Below are 18068 nucleotides of genomic sequence, written 5' to 3'. Positions count from 1 at the left end.
CATGATTCCACCAAATTTCACACAGTATATTGAACAACTCAAAGATCGTTATAAGCTCGATCCACTCTTGATTTTAGATGGCGAACGCGGACCTCTTAAAATTTGGCCTTGTCAGGTAATTCGCTTCGCACCAGGAGATAATGAATTATTATTTTCATCTGCTATTGGAGAAGAACTCGCAGCAATGTTAGTAGATACGGGATTTGAGTTTAAAGAACGAGAGGATATTGTTAGGGACCATTATCATTTTAAAAAAGAAGAATATGATGAAAAATTTGGACGACAACATTATGCTCTGTACAATGGAATCACGGGATTCGACATAACTTCTCTTAAAGAACCTGTTGTGCGACCAATTTATCACACAAAGTATGGGTTTACTTTTGACAAAGGAACAAGACAAGTAGGCCAGATGGTCGTTCGATCCGAATCATTTTTCCATAGTTACAAACGTAATGCCAATGGAGGAGATGATGAAACAGTAAGGAAGATGCTACAAACCTATGTTGATAATGCCCAGGTTGTACTTCGACCACGCTTTAATGAAACCGGGCAAGAGATAGATTCGATAACAATTGGAGAACTCATGGAGCGTTATCGATTTGCCCGTCCAAGTTATTGGGACCGCATGTTCGCTGATGAGATGGTTATGATCTTTGAACATCTGGCGAAGCAGAATGGACAATTTGTGTTTCAACACCTCAAGACATATCCTATTATTGCAGCGCATAATATTGTATTTGAGGATTGTTAGCACCTATTGTAAGAATCTTTAAATAGAATACTCCGCTTAGTTCCTTCATGAATTTTGAAAAACTTGTTGTCGTATTCGAGCAGCTGCAAAAGACGGCCTCAGGTAATGAAATGCGTCAAATTTTGGCAGATTTTTTCAAAACAGTGCCGACTTCTGATATCCACATAATCGCGTATCTTACTTTAGGGAAGTTAGGAGCTGACTACGAAGATTTTGTTCTGGGGCTTGCGGAGAAATCAGTTGTTAAAGCAATTGCCAAGGCTGCAGGTGTTTCGGAAGCTAAAGTAAAAGAAGTCGTTGACAAAAAGGGCGATGCTGGTCTGGCTGCAGAGGAATTACTCAAAAAGAAACCGACAACACTTGTTCCGGTTGGGGAATTGACGATTCATGAATTCTTTGAAAAATTACATAAGATTGCAGCACTCGAGGGGAGTGGATCGCAAGATACAAAAGCCAATATTCTGGTTTCATTGCTACAAAAAACCTCCGCATTGGGAGGTTGCTACCTGATTCGGGTGGTGCTAGGTCAATTACGCATGGGCGTTGCCGATATGACTGTGCTTGATGCTCTCGCGATTGCGTATACTGGTGAAAAAAAGAATAAAGAAATTCTTGAGAACGCATACAATATCTGCCCGGACGTAGGAATTATCGCAGAGACGATTGCCACCAAAGGTTTGAAAGGATTTGATCATTTTACTATTTCGGTGGGTAGACCTGTCAAAATGATGCTAGCGCAACGTGTTGAAGAACTGCATGAAATTAGCGATAAGATTGAAGGAAATTTTATTGTTGAAGGGAAGTATGACGGAGAGAGAGTACAAGCGCATAAATTAGCTGATGGAAAAATAGTCTTATTTTCTCGAAGATTGGATACCATTACAGATCAATTTCCGGATTTAGTTGATTATTTGGCTAAGGAAGTGAAGGCGAAGATGTTTGTACTTGAAGGCGAGATTCTTGCGATTGATACCGAGGGAAATCCTCTTGCGTTTCAAACACTCATGCAACGGCGACGCAAATATGATGTTGCAGAGTATGCTAAGAAAATCCCAATTCAATTGAAAGTATTTGAGCTGCTCCATCTTGATGGAAAATCCTACTTAGAGAAGCCGCTTGTGGAACGCGATGCTGCGATCAAGAAAATGGTTGCAGGTGGTAAACATATTGTCGCAGCCGAACACATTGAAACAGATTCCCTAGAAGAGGTTGAAGAGTTTTTTCAAAAGATGCTGGAGAAAGGATATGAGGGCATTATCGTTAAAAATCCGCAAGGTGAATATCAAGCAGGAACTCGAGGTTGGAATTGGATCAAATGGAAAAAAGATTATGTGAAAGAATTAAGTGATACATTTGATCTCGTCGTGTTGGGTGCGTATGTTGGACGAGGTCGCCGACATGGAACCTATGGTGCGTTACTTGGCGGCATTTACGATGAGAAGAATGATGAGTTTCTTTCATTTTGTAAAATTGGGACAGGTCTTTCAGATGAGATGCTTGCAGAGTTACCTACACGGTTTTCGAAGTATAAAGTTGACAAGAAGCCAGCACGCGTACGCGTTGAGAAGATTATGGAACCAGATGTTTGGTTCTCACCAGACATTGTGGTTGAAGTATCGGGAGCTGAGATTACTCAAAGCCCATCGCATACAGCAGGTGTTGCGTTACGTTTTCCACGGTTTTTGAAATATCGAGAGAAGAAAGCGGAACAGGCGACGACTTTGAAAGAAGTTAAGCAGATGATGAAGGAAAGGTAGGTTAGTCTACATTTGTTTACATCAACTGAAATTAATTAGCAAACATTTATATACAACCAATGTTTACAAGCCATAATGCCCTCATCGCATAATCTGGCATTGCGCCCGACTTATGATCGGTACGTTCGCGCGTATCCCAGTTCAAATGTTAATCTGAGAGTCTGGGTGGGGGCGCCTTTTTAAAATGACCAAAACGAAACAAATAGTAACAAAAACAGAAACTAGTCCAAGCGAGATTTATTCATCAATCGCGGTAAGTAAAGAATCTACAAAACCGATTTCTTTCAGAGTAGATAGTGAGTCATATAAAAAAATCACCACACTTGAGAAAACAAGGAAAGAATCAAAGTCTGCAATTATTAAAGAAGCTATTGAACGAACATTTAGTGAGTTGATTTTCTCCCATATTAATAATGAGTTATATAAGATTAATAAAAATATCTTTGATAAGATTAAAGTTAAAAAAGTTATGGCTATGTCTGCAATTGAAGACGATGAATCTCAAAAAGATTTACCATTCATGCGTTCATTATCAGACCATTTTAAGAGCATGGTAATTTACCAATTGGATTATCCCAAATATGAAGATAAAGAAAAAGTGTCTTATTCACTAAATCAATTTAGAGTTGAATTGATCACTGAGGGAGGAACCACACTAAAAATAAAAGTTTGCTCCGGGAATGTTATTGATGGTAACTCCCAAAAAATCGACCCAAATTTATTTATGAAAGTAACTCAAATTGCATCGAAAAATAACTTTCAGACAGAAACAGATTCCGATGAGAAAGATAAGATGAACCTTAACATTTTCTTTGAAAGGATGGTCGGTTTCGATTTTGACAAATGGGCAGGAAAGATTAAAACCGATTTAGAAGAATTCAAAAAAATGATCAATGAAGTGAACTCTATTTTTGCTAAAGAACCTAACTTTAAAGAGTTAAAAAAATAAAAAATAGAAGGTACGTTCGCGCGTATCTATAACTTATATATAATCTTCATTTTTAAACCTTTCGTTAGACCAATACTAATCTAGAAATACAGTGCATTTAATAATCAAAACAGGTTTTATCGCATGATTATACAATACCATGACATTTCAACAGCTTAAACTCATTGAACCGCTCCAAATTGCGCTTGAACAACAAGGATATACTACACCAACGCCGATCCAACTAAAAGCAATTCCCGATCTGCTCGAAGGAAAAGATCTAATTGGAATTGCGCAGACTGGAACAGGTAAAACGGCAGCATTTGTTCTTCCGATTCTACAACGGATGACCGAAAGGTATCCCCGCGTCGTTCGTACATTGGTACTTGCACCGACACGAGAGCTTGCGGCACAAATTGGCGAGAGCTTTGCTGCTTATGGTAAGTTTCTCAAATTTAAACACACGGTCATTTTTGGTGGTGTCGGTCAACAAGTGCAAGTTAATGCCGTCGCGAATGGTGTGGACATTATTGTTGCAACACCTGGACGATTACTCGATTTAATGAATCAAGGCAGAGTGAATCTCAAAAACATTGAGTTCTTTGTGTTAGATGAAGCTGATCGTATGCTCGATATGGGGTTCATCAATGATATCAAAAAAATCATTGTAAAACTGCCCCAAAAACGGCAATCACTTTTCTTTTCAGCAACGATGTCCCCGCAAGTAAGCTCACTGGCGAATCAAATGCTCCATAATCCTATTCGTGTTGAAGTTACCCCGCAAGCAACGACGGTTGAACGGATCAAACAATCTGTCTGTTTTGTGGATTCAGCAACGAAAGAAAGCCTGCTTTTAGAGCTCTTATTACAAAAGCATCTTACACGTGTCTTAGTATTTACTCTTACTAAACATCGTGCAAATAAAGTCGCAGCATTTCTTAATAATCATAATATCAAAGCAGATGCAATCCACGGCAATAAATCACAAGGCGCACGAACACAAGCATTGGCAAATTTTAAGTCAGGAAGAACAAACGTATTAGTGGCAACAGATATTGCCGCACGCGGTATTGATATTGATAATATCAGCCATGTTATTAACTTTGAACTTCCCAACGTACCTGAGAGTTATGTTCACCGCATTGGCAGAACAGCACGCGCAGGAACCGAGGGAGAAGCATATTCTTTCTGTTCAGCAGAGGAAAGAGACCTACTTCGTGATATTGAAAAGTTAATCAAATTAAAAATTGAAGTAATGCAGCAAAAGTACCATTCGGATCGCGCACAGAATGCGGTTGGCGCAGCTGCCAAGCCACTACCCAAAAATAAAGCTGGACGACCAAGAAGCGGTAAGCCTCGACAGGGAAAACCCAATTTTAGAAGGTAGTGTTGTAAATTGTTGATATTCTAAATTGGTAATGAATGTAGAAAATGAGGGAATATTTCTAGAAAGATATGGATTACTTCACACCTATTAGATATTCTAACGCGGCTGTTTGAAACTCTTGAGAAGCCCTTTCTGCAGCCTGATACCTTTCTGTTCCTCGTTCATGTGCTTGAAGATTAGGATTAAAATCAGGGATTATGTCTCCGGTTTGATTTACTCGAAAAGCAAGCTTGGAATGTCCTGTCCACTGTGAACCTATTCGATACCCTTCTTGTGTTTTAATTCTATTACCACTTTGAATATCAGCTAGAACAGACTCTGCATCTATAAAATCTAAGCTTGCTCTACCTGCATATTGTACATATAAACTTAGAATCGCCTCAATATGTTGCACTGTTAAATCACTTGCTTGCATAATCCATTTTTAATGGAGAGGTTTATAAGTTTTTACACTACTTTATCCAAAATCAATAAAAGATACGAATAAATGAGACAACATGGACTATTTAGCACATGGAGCTTGGGCATACATTCTTTTTCACAAGTCAAGGAGGGTTTGGTGGGCAGTGTTTTTCGGAATGTTTCCGGATACTATCTCTTGGTTGCCTTACTTTATCTACCGATTGTTTACACAACCCCTCGCTGGAAAGCCTGACTTAATGATGATACCTGATTGGGTACATATTCTGTATGGAATCAGTCATAGTTTGTTGCTTTGTCTAGGTATCATTGTGATAACATTCTTTATTTTCTATAAACTAAAGAAACAGCTACCGTATTTCATATTGGGTTGGCCTTTACATATCGTTATTGATATTCCCACGCATGCCCAAGATTTTCTTCCTACGCCTTTTTTGTGGCCACTAAGTGATTATGTATTCCCCGGAATGAGTTGGGCAACGCCATGGTTCTGGATTTTGAACTGGGTTGTGATTTTGACACTGCTAGGATGGATTTGGTGGAAGAGGAAACGTCCCTAAAGATTTTTAAAGCTCTTTCTCTGCCCTGCCTATATGCATAAAAAGTTAGGGTTGAAGTGTGGATTAGAGATTCATCAGCAGTTAGAGGGTACAAAGTTATTTTGCTCATGTCCTACGTTATTACGAGATGATGCACCTCATTTTAGTGTACGCCGTAAGTTGCGTGCATCTGCTGGAGAATCCGGTGTTGTTGATGCAGCGGCAGCGGCAGAACAACAACGCAATCGTATGTTTGTCTATGAGGGATATAAAGATACTACGTGTTTAGTTGAGCTTGATGCGCAACCGCCTAAAGAGATAAGTACTAATGCGCTTTATACTGGATTACAATTTTCTCACGCTGTCGGCGCGCAGGTGCCAGCAGTTGTGCAAGTCATGCGTAAGACCGTGGTTGATGGTTCCAATACTTCTGGTTTTCAACGAACAGTGTTACTTGGACGTCATGGCAATATTGAAACATCAGAAGGAAATGTTCGTGTAAGTAATATTACTATTGAGGAAGATTCTTGTAAAAATATTGTAGATACAGAGAATGGTCGAGTGTATCGCATGGATCGGTTGGGAGTTCCTCTTATTGAAATTGGAACAGAACCCGATATTAAAAGTCCGCAACAATGTCAAGAAGCAGCGAAAAAGATTGGTATGATCTTACGTTCTCTACCCGGTATTAAACGAGGATTGGGTACAATTCGCCAAGATGTTAATGTTTCTATTGAAGGTGGCGAACGAATCGAGATTAAAGGAGCGCAAGATTTGCGTATGATACCCACACTTGTCGAATTAGAAGCAAAGCGACAAGAAGAGTTATTGAAAATTAAGAACGAATTGAAAGGAAAGAAGCTTGATGTGCTTGTGATTGTGGATTTGACATCTGAGTTAAAAGATTCTCCTTCAAAGATGATTCAGAAATCCGTTAGTTCTAAAGGAAAAGTCTTAGGGACAATTTTGAAAGGATTCAAGGGAATGATTGGACGAGAGCTGCAACCTAATTATCGATTAGGAACAGAATTTTCGTGGCGAGCTAAGATTAAAGCTGGTGTCGGTGGTATTTTTCATTCTGATGAGTTGCCCAACTATGGGATTACTGAAGATGATGTTGCAAAAGTTCGTGACGTGTTGAAATGTGCTGAACAGGATGCATTTATTCTTGTTGCTGATAAAGAAGAAAAAGCACGACGTGCATTAATGGCTGTACATGAACGTGTTGGTGAACTGTGGAAAGGTATTCCTAAAGAAGTACGTAAAGCTAATGATGATGGAACTACCTCCTATATGCGACCTATTTCAGGAGCTGCCCGAATGTATCCGGAAACTGATGTACCACTAGTCGTATTGAAAGGTCGAGAAGTTGAATTGCCCGAATTACTTGATGCAAAAATTGAACGATATCAAAAAGAATATGGCATGGCGAGAGATCTTGCTGAACATATTGCGAAAGGGGATAAAGTAATGCTTTTTGAAGAGACAGTATCTAAGTATGCTCAAATTAAACCAGCATTTATTGCAGATACACTAACTTCTACTGTTTTAGAGATCAAACGTGTACATAATGAAGAGCCTGAAAAAGTAACTGATGAACAATGGCGTAAGGTATTCTTGTACTTGTCACAAGATTTAATCCATAAAGATATTATTATTGACGTATTATTGGATATGATCAAAGGAGTCTTTGACTTGAAGAAGTATGAAGGATTGTCTACCGAAGAATTACATCGAGTGATTATTTCAGTTATTGAGAAGAACAAAGGCGCCCCGCAAGGCGCATTAATGGGATTGTGCATGAAAGCATTAGCAGGGAAAGCGTCTGGGCAAGTGATTGCGCGAGAGTTGAAAGTAATTTTGGAGAGAGGACACAAATAATTGTCACTGTCCAGTGATAATTTCTAGAAAGATTTAAATAGTAGGGACTATTTTTAGAAGATACCAAAAAGGTGATTACTATGACTATGAAACAAACACTTGGACTTGTTGGATTACTTGCCATGACGGGATGTATGGACACTAACGGAATTCGCCCTAACTTTTCTCAATCCATAAGAATTGAACCTGGAACTCCCGAAGGAGCTGTAAGAGCCTCAAATCGATATATTGAGTTGGCATCTGATTCTTGTGCAACACTAGGACAAGATGCACCTATTAGTAGGTATCAAAGTGAGGGAGATGCTGCATTAAGAGAAGCAGGTTTTGGAAGATATGAATTAGCATTAGTGTGTAGCACCCCCGGGTTAGCTACAAATTTTACTGCTCGCCTCTACGCTAAAAAAAGTCAACAATAAATCTTTTATTTTTTTGATACTTTTTCTAACATCTCTTTTATTCTTTTTCTCAACTCTTCAACTGTGCTGTCGTTAGCGATCTGATACTGAGCTTGTGAGATGACGTCATTAAGTTGCATGCCAGCAGGATCATTAGTTTGTTCTTGTTGTTCTTTGATTAGAAGTTTGGGAAGGGTTTGTGGGTCTCCCGGACGATTTCGTTGTTGAAGACGATACAGACGAATAGTTATTGGTGCAGTGACTTCAATTAAAATGAAGTTAGACAAGGTTTGGAGGTGTTGAAGTTCTCCCAAAGAACGAATGGAACTAAAAACATAATTCTGGTTTGGTTGAAGTTGTTTCATGACGGTTTTAGCGAGAATATCTGAACCCTCTTTTGCGCGTAACTCGTCTCCGTATTGGATCATACTATCGCGGGTGATAGGAATGTTTCTGGATTTAAGATGATCACGTAATGCATCAGAAAGTGAGAGATGGATAAAGCCATTTTCTTGCAGAATTTGAGCTACTGTATCTTTACCTACGCCATACTTGCCAGTGATGCCAAAATATGAAGAAGATGGAGAAGAAGGAGAAGAGGGAAAGGGAGAAGAGGAATGCATACTAGAAAGATAAATGAAGAGGTTTAAATGTGTTTAGGCTCGCTGTTCTTCCAAAGCTAAAGCACGCTTCGACTTCCAAAAGAAGAAGCCGACAACACCAATGGTTGCAACAGGTGAAATCCATTCAGGGATGTGAACACCAAATGCATGCAGTGTCATGACCATTCCTAAGACGAGAATAGAATACATTGCGCCGTTTTTGAGATATTTGTATTTTTTGATTCGATCGATGTTACCTAAAGTAAGTTGACGTACAACGATTGCCCCCAACCCATTTCCGATTAGAATTAATGGAACGGATAGTGTAAAAGCAAAGGCACCAAGCACACCATCGATAGAGAACGTCATGTCAATGACTTCAAGATAGAGAATTTTACTCCAATCGGACATACTGTTATTGTGATGTAACATTTGTTCTTCTGCTTTTTCGGCATTTTGTTTAAATCCATGAGTAATAAAAAATGCCGTCGAACCTATGACTGCACCAAAAGCCATAAGGGGGTTATGTTTTATTCCTTTCCAGACGATAAATGCAAGTAAAATTGAGACGACTGCATAAAACCAAATTCCTTGTCGCAGGAAAAACTTTTCGTGATGAAGACCAAACTGCTTAGGTTCCAGAAAGAGCCAATGAAAGAAGAGAAAAATCAGAAAAACTCCACCACCTGCAAGCAGAATTGGCGCTGATCGTTCAATAGCTTCGATAACGGCGGGGTCAGAGCTAAATGTCGCTGTTAATGAACCCATAAATCCTAATTGAGGAGTTGATGCCCAAATAATCAACCATGGGAGAAGCCCACGAACAAGGAAAACAGCAAATAAAATTCCCCAAAGAAGAAACCAACGTCGCGCTTTTTGCGACATGGTAGAGAGAACTTCTGCATTAATGATCGCATTATCGATAGAACTAATAGTTTCAAAGAGACAAAGCCCAACGACAATGAGAATCATGGAGAGAATTTCCATGGTGCTGTAAAAATAAAAACAGGTTATAAAGATTGTGGCTAAGAATGAGTTAGATTAGATTTAAAAGTTTGAAGAGAGGGCGTGTGTCTTTTTGAGTTATATTATTGGTGGTATCAAAAATTTCAGTGGTAGTAATAGTGTGTGGAACGCTACAAAGTCCTTGCTGGCAACGCTGTTTTTCTTGCTGATGAAGAGTTTGAACAATTTTAGTAATACATTGTTCTTTGCAGTTATAATCTTGTTTGAGACCAATTATCCATAATGCGCCAAGTACGTGAGAGTCTTGTTCTCGTTGAGTGAGTTGAATTTGTCCTGTTTTTAATCGTTGGTACCACTCTTCATTGAGAGGTTTTCCATCATGAAGAATAACGCCGCCGCCACGAGCATCTACCTGTGTTTCACGCAAGTGGGCATCGCCTTGCAAGGAGTAATTGTAGGTTGGCGTGTTAGGTGTGAGTGCTGTGGTATCACAACTGACTCGTTCATTCGTTTGAATGGCAATTGCTTCACTAAACCAAGAGGGATGTTGATGAATCATTGCATTGAGGAAAGCGTGAGTCGTTTCATGTTCGTCGGCAAGAAGTTGATTTGGTTGTGTTGGTTGCGTGGTTCCTTTTTGCTTGAAACCGTTAAGTGATCCATGATTGACCCTAGTGCCACCAGTTAACCCGCCTTCAGTACAGCAACATCCTTCGGGTTGAGTACATGATTGGCTGCTTGTGCCACCATTGAATGTGTACGTGATGGTAGGAAGTTCGAATTGAAAATAAGTTTCAAGACACTCAATGACTTTTGTTTGTAGTTGGGCATAATCGTCAAAGAGTTTTTCTTGTGGACCGCAGTCAGGTTGGGTACAAATGATGTTTACTTTGGAAGTACACCAAGAGGAAGTACATTGTGAAGGGCAATCAAGATCGCAGATTTCTGAAGGATCACAGGTAAAGTCACCACAGGTTGAAGATGGGACACAGGACTTGCCTTCAAGATGATAGCCCGATTGGCAGGAAAGAGTTGTTGGTTTGGAGGAACAGCCTATGAGCAAAAATAAGAGACAAAGCAAGGTAATGACTTTGAATGATAGTAACTGAGCCATAGAGCTGTTAGGGAGATACTGTTTATAGACTTTCTTAAAAAATACTGCCTCAAAAAGCGTATCTAGCGCAGACCGGAAAAGTTTAAATAGGAGTTATGAGTGTAAAATTTCATGGCATTCGGACAAAAAACTGGTGGTAGCGTTCAATTAGGTGTTGATAAAGTTAAGCTTGCTCTTATTGCAGGAGCTTCTAAAGCTCTTGAGTATAAACAGCGTAACCCTTCAGCAAGTGAAGCCGAGATTTTGCAGTATATCAGTAACAAAACTCCTGATATTATCGCTAATCTTGGATAAACTCGCAACGTTTTACTACTCTACATAATTAGATACATTAATTTTTGATTGTTGTTTTATTTTTTGTGTTTTTCTTTAGTGATGATAAAAGAGGGGATCAATCTAACTACTCCAATATCTAAGAGCAAGATCCATCCATTGCACAGAAGAAAACTATTTAAATAGCTTCAACTGCGAAGATGACATTAGGTAGATATTTCAAATTCAAAAGAGGGGATGACAATGGAAGTTCTTAAAACACGAACATGTGAGCGATGCAAGGCACAAGTGCCTCTTAATCGCGTTAAACTATTTCCTAGAAGTGCAGATCACAATTGGTTAGTCTGTGAAAATTGCTGTGATGTTTTACGTAATATGAATATGTCGCAAGGTGGTCGAGGAATGTCAAGTGCTGTACCAGAGAAAAAAGAACCTGTGCGTAATGTCTATGCGCAACGAGCGCAAGTAGAACCATTTCGTCCAAGCGACTTAGCAAATAAAGACAAACCAAGACTTCCGCCAGGAATTCCTCAACGAATGGTTGAGTTAGCAAAAGAGCCTCACGTTCCTGTACGTAATGTTTATTCAACTCGTACATTGCCTGTACCGCTGAAGTCTATGAGTAGCGCTGCAGACTTAGTTTCAACAGCTACTCATAAAAATTTATTTTGCGCTCGATGTAATTTTAATTTTAAAGTAGATAAAGAAAAAGTGGGCGTGTTGCATCGACTTAGTTGTCCTTATTGTGGCAAAAGTGATAAATTAGAAGTTGCAAAACCAGCTAAATAAATAGGTATCATACAATGTTGTACACACATAAACTCGGCGATTTAGGACGACGAACTGTTGAGAATGAGAGCATTGATATTGTGCGTGATATTAAACAGAAATTTCGTTTTCCGTTTAATGAACAGGCAATGTCAGATTACTTTGCGCGCTTTCGTGTTCAAGATGCAGAACTTGCTGTAATTGAAAAAGGAATCCCCCTATGTGAACCTACGGCACAGATGGTTGAAGGGGTTCTAGCACTCAATGATGAAACGTTTGAACCAATTAACTTACAGCGTACAGTAGTATCAATGCGTAGTGTTCCTACACCACTGGTTGCAAATCTTGCATTTTCATGGGAGTTAGCTCAAGGTCATGATGAGTTTGTCAAAGAGTTTACTGCTGTTTTGAATTCATTGCCACGGTTGCGTACTCAAGAAGAGAAAATGGCTGCTAATGCTAAAGTGAATTCATTATTTGCAAAATTGTTGCGTAATTCTGATTTTAGTTTTCGTTCTAACGATATTATTCATGAAGGACAAGTAACGATGTTACAAGGACTTCTGGAAAGTATTCAACGAGGATACTTCTTTCACTACACGCTTGAAGAGGAACTCAAAAAAATTGATTTTAGTGAGTTGAAGAGAAGAATTCCTGCAGAACATATGGCCCGTCATAATGCCATCACAAATAATATTTTGCAGATTCAGGAAAGTGTGGATAAAGCGTATACTCTTAACTTTAGAATGATTGAGTTGGCAACGTATATGTATGCGTTTATCAAAGCTGTGAATAATGGAATGTAATTGTTTTGTTTTTTTGTTAAATTCTTTGTTTGTTTCCTTCGCTATAGATTAATATTCCCTCTTGTCGTAGAAAAGATTTTTCCATAGCTAAAGGGCTGCAACCATCCCATTTGTGCCAGTAGCTAGGCCCATAATTATCAACTACGACATCGATACAACTAGCAAGACCGCCTTTCTCAAATGCTTCTTGGAGAGTCATTTTACGATGATCGACTAAATTGGGGTCTGCATAAACATGGACACGATTCTGGAGTTCAATTAATTCAGAACGATGATTCCCTTCTATGTATTTTACCATTTCTTCAATGAGATGAGCAAGAACATGGTAGTCTACTGGATCAATGACAATCGGTCGATGTTTACATTTGCCAGACATTGCAAGTCGATATACCCATTCCCCTAAACCAGCTCCCACTTCAAGATATTGTGCGTCGGGGTTAGGATTGAGAGCAATAGAAACTGCTTGTTGAGGGTATCCTTCAAAATTCGCAAATCCAGCAGGTGCTACAAGATCACGAGCGGTGATGGGTATCGTTTTCCATCCATCATATTCCCCTTCAAAGAAAAAGAAGTGCTTGCCTCCTACTGGTCTGAAGCGACTCATGGTACCCCCATATGCCAAAGTCATGCCCCGATACTCCACTGCTTGAATTGGCTTCCATGCTGCCTGGACATCTTCCATGAGTGCTTTTTATGGAAATTTTTTAAGAATGTTTGTGCTTTTTCATCTGATTTTTCTTCACTTCCTCCTGCGTGCAATCTGCATAATGATGATTTTTCAATGACCAGCAAACATTGCGAATAAGTAACTTTCCCTCATAAAAAAACAAGAATTTATAAAGAATGGGCAGTTCTAGAGCTCTAGCATAAAAGAAGTCTATTTGTCTTCTTGTATGAGTTAGGAGGAATAAAATGGGAAATTTTAACCAAGGCGGCGGTTTTAGAGGAGGAAATGGAGGAGGAGGCTTTCGTAGTGAAGGAGGCGGATTCCGTGGTGGACAAGGCGGCGGTGGCGGCTTTAAGAAAGATTTTGGTGGTCCTCGTGAAATGCACGAAGCTACCTGTTCTGAATGTGGCACAGCTTGTAAAGTACCTTTCAAACCTATGGAAGGAAAACCAGTCTTTTGCCGTGAGTGCTACAGTAAGAAAAAAGGATTCTAGGATTCACATTTCTCTTTACTGAGTTTTATAGTTTATTTTTTTATTATTTTCTTACATTATTCTTATTGAAAAGGAACTCATTTTATTGTAACCATGTGAATGGCGAATTAGAATCATAGAGTGGCAGGGATGAATTTGCTTTAAGTTGGCCTATAACCCATTTTCGTTCTTTACCGTCAGGATCATCTCTGAATGTTCGCTGCGTTCTTCCCATCAAAAGGATACTTTCAACACGTTGCAACTCCCCTTCTAAAGAAGCAGTAGCTTCGAAATGGATTTGTTGATCATGTTCACGCAACATGTGTTTATAGATCATAGAAAACATCCCTAATTCTTTTTGAACCAAACGACGCTCTTCATCTTGAACTTGACAGGAGAAAATTCCTTTAAAGACACCGACAAATCTATTTGGTTCGTTCTGAGGATTGTTACTTTCAACAAAATTGAAAAAATGAGTAAGACGACGATCAGCTCCCGCACGTCGTAGGTCATATTCAAATAAAGCTACTTGGGCTTGATAACGACTAGGTGCAGGGAAAATGAAAGAATATCTGCCTGACTCATACTCTTCTCGATTGTGGGGGAAAGTGATAGTTTTTGGTTGATTGCCTGCTGCGTATGCTTCGAGCACAGAGTGGAGGTTATATCGAGTGATATGCATAAATGTTACAAAAAATGGAGATTATTTTAAAGATATAGATAGGGTTGACACTATGTTTACAGGATTTAAGGAAGAACACAACCATAATCTTTTTATCTAGTACAAATATTGATCATGTATGAAAAAAGGAGTGTTTATTGTTCTTGATGGGTTAGATGGTTCAGGGAAGGGAACGCAGACAAAAATGCTTGTTGAAAGATTGCAACAAGAAGGTCATCAAGTAGAGATGGTGGATTTTCCCCAGTATGGAACGTGGTCTGCCGTTCCTGTCGAAAAATATTTACGTGGAGAATTAGGATCTTCTCAAGAAATTACTGCTCAACAGGCTTCACTTTTCTATGCGCTTGATCGCTTTTCTGCAAAAAAACGTATGCAAGATGCGCTTATTCAAGGAAAAATATTGATTGCAAATCGTTATGTTTCTGCGAGCAAAGGGCACCAATTAGGAAAATTAACAACGGATCAGCAGCGAAAAGAATTTTTAGATTGGCTTAACCATACCGAGTATACTATTCTGGGTATTCCAAAGCCCACAGCAACATTATTTCTTCACATGCCTCCTGAAATTGGACAAAAATTAGTAGAGAAAAAGTCCCCACGGGCATACTTGCAAGGAAAGAGTAAAGATATTCATGAAGAAGATATTGAACATTTACGCAATGCAGAAAGAGGATTTCTGTTTGCTGCACAGCATGACACACAGGAAAAGTGGAACGTGATTAAGTGCAGTAAAGAGGAGGCTGTGCGTTCAATTGATGAGATACATCAAGAAATTTATCAAACTGTTGCGAGATTAATTGGAGAAAAATAGTGTGAAAAAGGGAACATCCATCACCCCTTTTTCACCACATCTATCTACTTCTTGTTGAGGTTGAGTGGTATATAAAGACTGTTGACGTTGAACATAGTACGTCAAGAATGTAGCATTGAGAAAGTATTGTTGAATTTTTTGTATTTGAGACTATTTTTTGAAATTGAATTGTTGAAGAGGGGATATGGAAATAGACTTTTTAGAAGAGAGAGAGAGAGAGCCCAAGTGATTAAAGATAAAAACAAGATAAAAACAAGATCAAATTCAGATAGAATAGAGGAAGAAAGACCAGAGAAGGAGAAAAAGAAAGAGTACAATTTATTTTTGTACTAGCTCTACTGCTTGATGAGACGCAAGTTGAGACGTCTGCGCATTAAGTTTGACATTAAGAAATTTTAATGAATGACTAATAAGATTAAAGTTCCAGAGAGGTAATTGATCAGTATGTTGCAGTATGACAAAACCATCACCGCACTTTTCTTTAGGATAAAGTGATGAGAACTGAACGCGGGCAACAGTGCAGGCGTCATCAAAAGAGCATTGAACTTCTTTAAGATCTAATTGTTCGACTGTGCTATTGGGTTGTTTAAACACTTCTGCTGGTGCACGAATTTCAAATCCGCCTTTGTCGAGAGCTTTAAATACAGTAATACGATCAGTAAGGGGTTCATAGTAACCAACTTCCCAACCGTCTTTTTGTTGAAGTAACGAATCAATAGGGCTAAAAAAATGAGAAAGAAATGCTTTAGGATTATTTTTGACCCATTTTAAGTAGAGAGGATCGTTTGCAAGCTCTTCAACAAGTTCTTGAGGAGTGTTCACGCATATTCCCTCCAAGTATGATTACATTTAGTACATCTAAAGAAGCGTGTCTCTGGTTCATCAGCGCCCCTAGTCTGTTGGGTCCAATAATACGCAGTAGTATTATCGCACTTTTCGCATTTAATACGAATTTTGGGGTTTGTTTCTACTTTTTCAATAACTTCTACTCGTTTTGCAGATTCAACTTGTTCTGTTACTGTTGCCTGTTCATCGCCAATATTTTTAGTGAAGCCACATGAACAATAGAGCACTTTTTTACCGCTTTTGTCTTTTATACGAAGAATTGAACCGCATTTCTCACAGAACATAATAATCACCTTTCATAAAACTAACAGGGACGAACTTCCTTTAAATATTTTATCTATTTAGAATATAACGAAAACAGAGAATTTTACTTCAATTTAATGAGATTATACAACATCTTAACAGAAAAATCTACCGTTCGATAATGATGCCAAAAGGACGTAATGCGTTGACAAAAAGAATTTTCACCCACCCTAAATAAGGGATTCTAACCACGCCTTTCCCGTATATTCGCTGGGAGTTTATTTTATCTTCACCAATTCCGCCAGTGATACTATTACTATTATGATCCCCTTTAGTTTGGTAATATTGCGTTGTGTCTTCTTGCCAAACTTTAACGACACGATGTATAATTGGCTGAGCTTTATTTGCTTGAAAGACGAGGACATCGCCCACTTTGAGGTTGTTTTGATTCGCTCGCCATAAGAGGATAACATCCCCTTTGTTAAAACCAGAGGCGAGAGGGAATGTTTCGAATTGTTCTTTGCTGATGTTATTTTGGACATACCAACTGCCACAGGTGTCCCAATAGTTATCAAATGACTCTTTGAAATCAGAGAATGATTCTCCGCATAACACGCCATTATGAAGACCATGTTCCATACTCTCACTTACGACCGCAACGATAGGAAAAGGCGTTCCGAGAACGACGCCTAATAAAGGGTAGAAGACAAAGCGGATGAGAAGAAAGGCAAGAACAATGTTTACCAACCAGCTGGCCAACGAATCATCATGCCACAAGAAGTACCACATTTTACCCCAGGTTGAGGTTGGTTTGGTAGCTGGTTTTTTCATAGACCTATGAAGCAGATGGCGTTTAAAAAGGTTTTTATAGAGTGTTGGAGTTAGTGATGGTGTGATTCCTTCCACGCATGCAACACCATTGATTGAAGCCATTATTCAAAAGAAAGAATTGCGTGGTCTTGATCAGGCGTTTGTATTGAATACTGTTGAAGAATATTTTCGTAAGAATCCGGCGTTCTTGAAAGAATTTGTTTCAAAGCCATTCAATGAGAAGAGTTCTGTGACAAAGATTATTATTAAAGATGTGAGGGCTTCATTGCGACGAGTCTATGGATTGTTTCGTACACAGGGAAATGTTACAAAAGAAGACGTAGAGAGGTACTTTGCGAGTAAGTATGGAAAGAAAGCGTTGGTGGAATTATTATCCCTTCATCATTCTACAAAAGAGAGATTAGAGTTTTATCAACAGTTGTATCAAGATGTGTTTAGAATTACAGGTGATCCTCGTTCTATTATTGATTTGGGATGTGGGTTGAATCCGTTGTCATTACCATTGATGGGACTCTCTGACGTTCGATATTATGCATATGATGTTAGCAAACAGGAGATCGCGGTGTTGGATTATTTTTTTAGTCGTATTGCAAAATTATATCCTGAAATTAATGCTCGTGCGCAGATTTTAGATATTTCCAATGTTGAGGGCGTAAGACACCTGCCAAAATCTGATGTCTGTTTCATGTTCAAAGTCACGGATCATCTTGACAAAGGCAAAGGACATAAAATGACAGAAGAAGTGTTGAAGGCAGTCCCGACACGCTTTATTGTGTTGAGTTTTGCCACCAAGACCATGAGTGGCAAGGAAATGACTGCGCCACGTCGTGGTTGGGTTGAGTATTTGTGCAATCGATTGGGATATACTTTTGATGTGTTGAAGTATGACGGCGAGATTGTGTATGTGGTGGTGAAGAATAAATAA

At 39.0% G+C, this 18068-nt stretch carries 22 protein-coding genes and 1 tRNA gene; 14 read left to right on the top strand and 9 right to left on the bottom strand.

Annotation, left to right across the window (positions count from 1 at the left end; all coding sequences use genetic code 11):
- Position 1 precedes the first annotated feature (1 nt).
- From HYV86_01110 to HYV86_01090, 5 genes are all read left to right on the top strand, one after another.
- Positions 2 to 754: a hypothetical protein gene (locus tag HYV86_01110; GenBank protein MBI2572433.1), complete on the top strand. Its 753-nt coding sequence runs from the start codon at positions 2 to 4 to the stop codon at positions 752 to 754.
- Between the two features lie 47 nt (positions 755 to 801).
- Positions 802 to 2511, top strand: a complete 1710-nt coding sequence (locus tag HYV86_01105) for an ATP-dependent DNA ligase (protein ID MBI2572432.1) — start codon at positions 802 to 804, stop codon at positions 2509 to 2511.
- 77 nt (positions 2512 to 2588) lie between these two features.
- Positions 2589 to 2685: transfer RNA gene (locus HYV86_01100), tRNA-Ile, on the top strand.
- Between the two features lie 10 nt (positions 2686 to 2695).
- Positions 2696 to 3460 carry a hypothetical protein gene (locus HYV86_01095; protein MBI2572431.1) on the top strand — a complete coding sequence of 255 codons (765 nt, stop codon included), beginning with the start codon at positions 2696 to 2698 and terminating at the stop codon, positions 3458 to 3460.
- A gap of 139 nt (positions 3461 to 3599) precedes the next feature.
- Positions 3600 to 4826 (top strand): DEAD/DEAH box helicase, encoded by a 1227-nt coding sequence (locus tag HYV86_01090; protein MBI2572430.1) that lies wholly within the window; start codon positions 3600 to 3602, stop codon positions 4824 to 4826.
- Between the two features lie 73 nt (positions 4827 to 4899).
- On the opposite strand, the gene HYV86_01085 is transcribed toward HYV86_01090, so the two are convergent.
- A complete protein-coding gene (locus tag HYV86_01085; protein ID MBI2572429.1) occupies positions 4900 to 5241 on the bottom strand; it encodes a hypothetical protein in 342 nt (113 codons plus the stop codon).
- A gap of 82 nt (positions 5242 to 5323) precedes the next feature.
- Here HYV86_01085 and HYV86_01080 point away from each other — a divergent pair, with 82 nt between their 5' ends.
- From HYV86_01080 to HYV86_01070, 3 genes are all read left to right on the top strand, one after another.
- Complete coding sequence (locus HYV86_01080; GenBank protein ID MBI2572428.1) at positions 5324 to 5806, top strand: hypothetical protein; 483 nt, start codon at positions 5324 to 5326, stop codon at positions 5804 to 5806.
- A gap of 33 nt (positions 5807 to 5839) precedes the next feature.
- Entirely contained in the window at positions 5840 to 7666 is a 1827-nt protein-coding gene (gatE, locus tag HYV86_01075; protein ID MBI2572427.1) for a Glu-tRNA(Gln) amidotransferase subunit GatE, read from the top strand.
- An 80-nt stretch (positions 7667 to 7746) separates the two neighbouring features.
- Positions 7747 to 8082, top strand: coding sequence for a hypothetical protein (locus HYV86_01070; GenBank protein ID MBI2572426.1), 336 nt, complete (start codon positions 7747 to 7749; stop codon positions 8080 to 8082).
- 5 nt (positions 8083 to 8087) lie between these two features.
- Here HYV86_01070 and HYV86_01065 read toward each other — a convergent pair whose 3' ends face one another.
- The 3 genes from HYV86_01065 to HYV86_01055 are packed head-to-tail and all read right to left on the bottom strand — an operon-like array spanning position 8088 to position 10743.
- Entirely contained in the window at positions 8088 to 8684 is a 597-nt protein-coding gene (locus HYV86_01065; GenBank protein ID MBI2572425.1) for an AAA family ATPase, read from the bottom strand.
- A 33-nt stretch (positions 8685 to 8717) separates the two neighbouring features.
- Positions 8718 to 9650, bottom strand: a complete 933-nt coding sequence (locus tag HYV86_01060) for a DUF475 domain-containing protein (protein MBI2572424.1) — start codon at positions 9648 to 9650, stop codon at positions 8718 to 8720.
- A gap of 49 nt (positions 9651 to 9699) precedes the next feature.
- A complete protein-coding gene (locus HYV86_01055; GenBank protein ID MBI2572423.1) occupies positions 9700 to 10743 on the bottom strand; it encodes a hypothetical protein in 1044 nt (347 codons plus the stop codon).
- A 111-nt stretch (positions 10744 to 10854) separates the two neighbouring features.
- Here HYV86_01055 and HYV86_01050 point away from each other — a divergent pair, with 111 nt between their 5' ends.
- The 3 genes from HYV86_01050 (at position 10855) to HYV86_01040 (ending at position 12590) form a co-directional block, all read left to right on the top strand.
- The gene (locus HYV86_01050) at positions 10855 to 11037 is read left to right on the top strand and encodes a hypothetical protein (protein MBI2572422.1); all 183 of its coding nucleotides are present in this window, start codon (positions 10855 to 10857) and stop codon (positions 11035 to 11037) included.
- A gap of 222 nt (positions 11038 to 11259) precedes the next feature.
- Positions 11260 to 11805, top strand: a complete 546-nt coding sequence (locus tag HYV86_01045) for a hypothetical protein (protein ID MBI2572421.1) — start codon at positions 11260 to 11262, stop codon at positions 11803 to 11805.
- A gap of 14 nt (positions 11806 to 11819) precedes the next feature.
- A complete protein-coding gene (locus tag HYV86_01040; protein ID MBI2572420.1) occupies positions 11820 to 12590 on the top strand; it encodes a hypothetical protein in 771 nt (256 codons plus the stop codon).
- A gap of 16 nt (positions 12591 to 12606) precedes the next feature.
- Here HYV86_01040 and HYV86_01035 read toward each other — a convergent pair whose 3' ends face one another.
- Positions 12607 to 13272, bottom strand: a complete 666-nt coding sequence (locus HYV86_01035) for a hypothetical protein (protein MBI2572419.1) — start codon at positions 13270 to 13272, stop codon at positions 12607 to 12609.
- Between the two features lie 230 nt (positions 13273 to 13502).
- Here HYV86_01035 and HYV86_01030 point away from each other — a divergent pair, with 230 nt between their 5' ends.
- Positions 13503 to 13751, top strand: coding sequence for a DNA-directed RNA polymerase (locus HYV86_01030; protein MBI2572418.1), 249 nt, complete (start codon positions 13503 to 13505; stop codon positions 13749 to 13751).
- An 82-nt stretch (positions 13752 to 13833) separates the two neighbouring features.
- On the opposite strand, the gene HYV86_01025 is transcribed toward HYV86_01030, so the two are convergent.
- Positions 13834 to 14412 (bottom strand): hypothetical protein, encoded by a 579-nt coding sequence (locus tag HYV86_01025; protein ID MBI2572417.1) that lies wholly within the window; start codon positions 14410 to 14412, stop codon positions 13834 to 13836.
- A gap of 118 nt (positions 14413 to 14530) precedes the next feature.
- On the opposite strand from HYV86_01025, the gene HYV86_01020 reads away from it, so the two are divergent.
- Complete coding sequence (locus tag HYV86_01020) at positions 14531 to 15223, top strand: hypothetical protein (protein ID MBI2572416.1); 693 nt, start codon at positions 14531 to 14533, stop codon at positions 15221 to 15223.
- 318 nt (positions 15224 to 15541) lie between these two features.
- Here HYV86_01020 and HYV86_01015 read toward each other — a convergent pair whose 3' ends face one another.
- The 3 genes from HYV86_01015 to HYV86_01005 all read right to left on the bottom strand — a co-directional run bounded on the left by HYV86_01015 (position 15542) and on the right by HYV86_01005 (position 17143).
- Positions 15542 to 16045, bottom strand: coding sequence for a hypothetical protein (locus HYV86_01015; GenBank protein ID MBI2572415.1), 504 nt, complete (start codon positions 16043 to 16045; stop codon positions 15542 to 15544).
- Positions 16042 to 16353 (bottom strand): transcription factor S, encoded by a 312-nt coding sequence (locus HYV86_01010; GenBank protein ID MBI2572414.1) that lies wholly within the window; start codon positions 16351 to 16353, stop codon positions 16042 to 16044. The genes HYV86_01015 and HYV86_01010 overlap by 4 nt, the downstream gene beginning before the upstream one ends.
- A gap of 127 nt (positions 16354 to 16480) precedes the next feature.
- Positions 16481 to 17143, bottom strand: coding sequence for a signal peptidase I (locus tag HYV86_01005; protein ID MBI2572413.1), 663 nt, complete (start codon positions 17141 to 17143; stop codon positions 16481 to 16483).
- Positions 17144 to 17204: 61 nt separating this feature from the next.
- Here HYV86_01005 and HYV86_01000 point away from each other — a divergent pair, with 61 nt between their 5' ends.
- A complete protein-coding gene (locus HYV86_01000) occupies positions 17205 to 18068 on the top strand; it encodes a hypothetical protein (GenBank protein ID MBI2572412.1) in 864 nt (287 codons plus the stop codon).

This window comes from Candidatus Woesearchaeota archaeon (assembly GCA_016188115.1).
Taxonomy (GTDB): domain Archaea; phylum Nanobdellota; class Nanobdellia; order Woesearchaeales; family GW2011-AR9; genus JACPIK01.
This window is presented reverse-complemented; position numbering and strand designations above follow the sequence as displayed.

Bases quoted from the DNA above. Each gene is read 5' to 3' on its own strand.
- HYV86_01035 (MBI2572419.1), bottom strand. From the start codon at position 13,272: ATGGAAGATGTCCAGGCAGCATGGAAGCCAATTCAAGCAGTGGAGTAT.
- HYV86_01050 (MBI2572422.1), top strand. From the start codon at position 10,855: ATGGCATTCGGACAAAAAACTGGTGGTAGCGTTCAATTAGGTGTTGAT.
- HYV86_01060 (MBI2572424.1), bottom strand. From the start codon at position 9,650: ATGGAAATTCTCTCCATGATTCTCATTGTCGTTGGGCTTTGTCTCTTT.
- HYV86_01110 (MBI2572433.1), top strand. From the start codon at position 2: ATGATTCCACCAAATTTCACACAGTATATTGAACAACTCAAAGATCGT.
- HYV86_01005 (MBI2572413.1), bottom strand. From the start codon at position 17,143: ATGAAAAAACCAGCTACCAAACCAACCTCAACCTGGGGTAAAATGTGG.
- HYV86_01105 (MBI2572432.1), top strand. From the start codon at position 802: ATGAATTTTGAAAAACTTGTTGTCGTATTCGAGCAGCTGCAAAAGACG.
- HYV86_01095 (MBI2572431.1), top strand. From the start codon at position 2,696: ATGACCAAAACGAAACAAATAGTAACAAAAACAGAAACTAGTCCAAGC.
- HYV86_01065 (MBI2572425.1), bottom strand. From the start codon at position 8,684: ATGCATTCCTCTTCTCCCTTTCCCTCTTCTCCTTCTTCTCCATCTTCT.
- gatE (MBI2572427.1), top strand. From the start codon at position 5,840: ATGCATAAAAAGTTAGGGTTGAAGTGTGGATTAGAGATTCATCAGCAG.
- HYV86_01040 (MBI2572420.1), top strand. From the start codon at position 11,820: ATGTTGTACACACATAAACTCGGCGATTTAGGACGACGAACTGTTGAG.
- HYV86_01025 (MBI2572417.1), bottom strand. From the start codon at position 14,412: ATGCATATCACTCGATATAACCTCCACTCTGTGCTCGAAGCATACGCA.
- HYV86_01020 (MBI2572416.1), top strand. From the start codon at position 14,531: ATGAAAAAAGGAGTGTTTATTGTTCTTGATGGGTTAGATGGTTCAGGG.
- HYV86_01080 (MBI2572428.1), top strand. From the start codon at position 5,324: ATGGACTATTTAGCACATGGAGCTTGGGCATACATTCTTTTTCACAAG.
- HYV86_01070 (MBI2572426.1), top strand. From the start codon at position 7,747: ATGACTATGAAACAAACACTTGGACTTGTTGGATTACTTGCCATGACG.
- HYV86_01030 (MBI2572418.1), top strand. From the start codon at position 13,503: ATGGGAAATTTTAACCAAGGCGGCGGTTTTAGAGGAGGAAATGGAGGA.
- HYV86_01045 (MBI2572421.1), top strand. From the start codon at position 11,260: ATGGAAGTTCTTAAAACACGAACATGTGAGCGATGCAAGGCACAAGTG.
- HYV86_01085 (MBI2572429.1), bottom strand. From the start codon at position 5,241: ATGCAAGCAAGTGATTTAACAGTGCAACATATTGAGGCGATTCTAAGT.
- HYV86_01055 (MBI2572423.1), bottom strand. From the start codon at position 10,743: ATGGCTCAGTTACTATCATTCAAAGTCATTACCTTGCTTTGTCTCTTA.
- HYV86_01010 (MBI2572414.1), bottom strand. From the start codon at position 16,353: ATGTTCTGTGAGAAATGCGGTTCAATTCTTCGTATAAAAGACAAAAGC.
- HYV86_01090 (MBI2572430.1), top strand. From the start codon at position 3,600: ATGACATTTCAACAGCTTAAACTCATTGAACCGCTCCAAATTGCGCTT.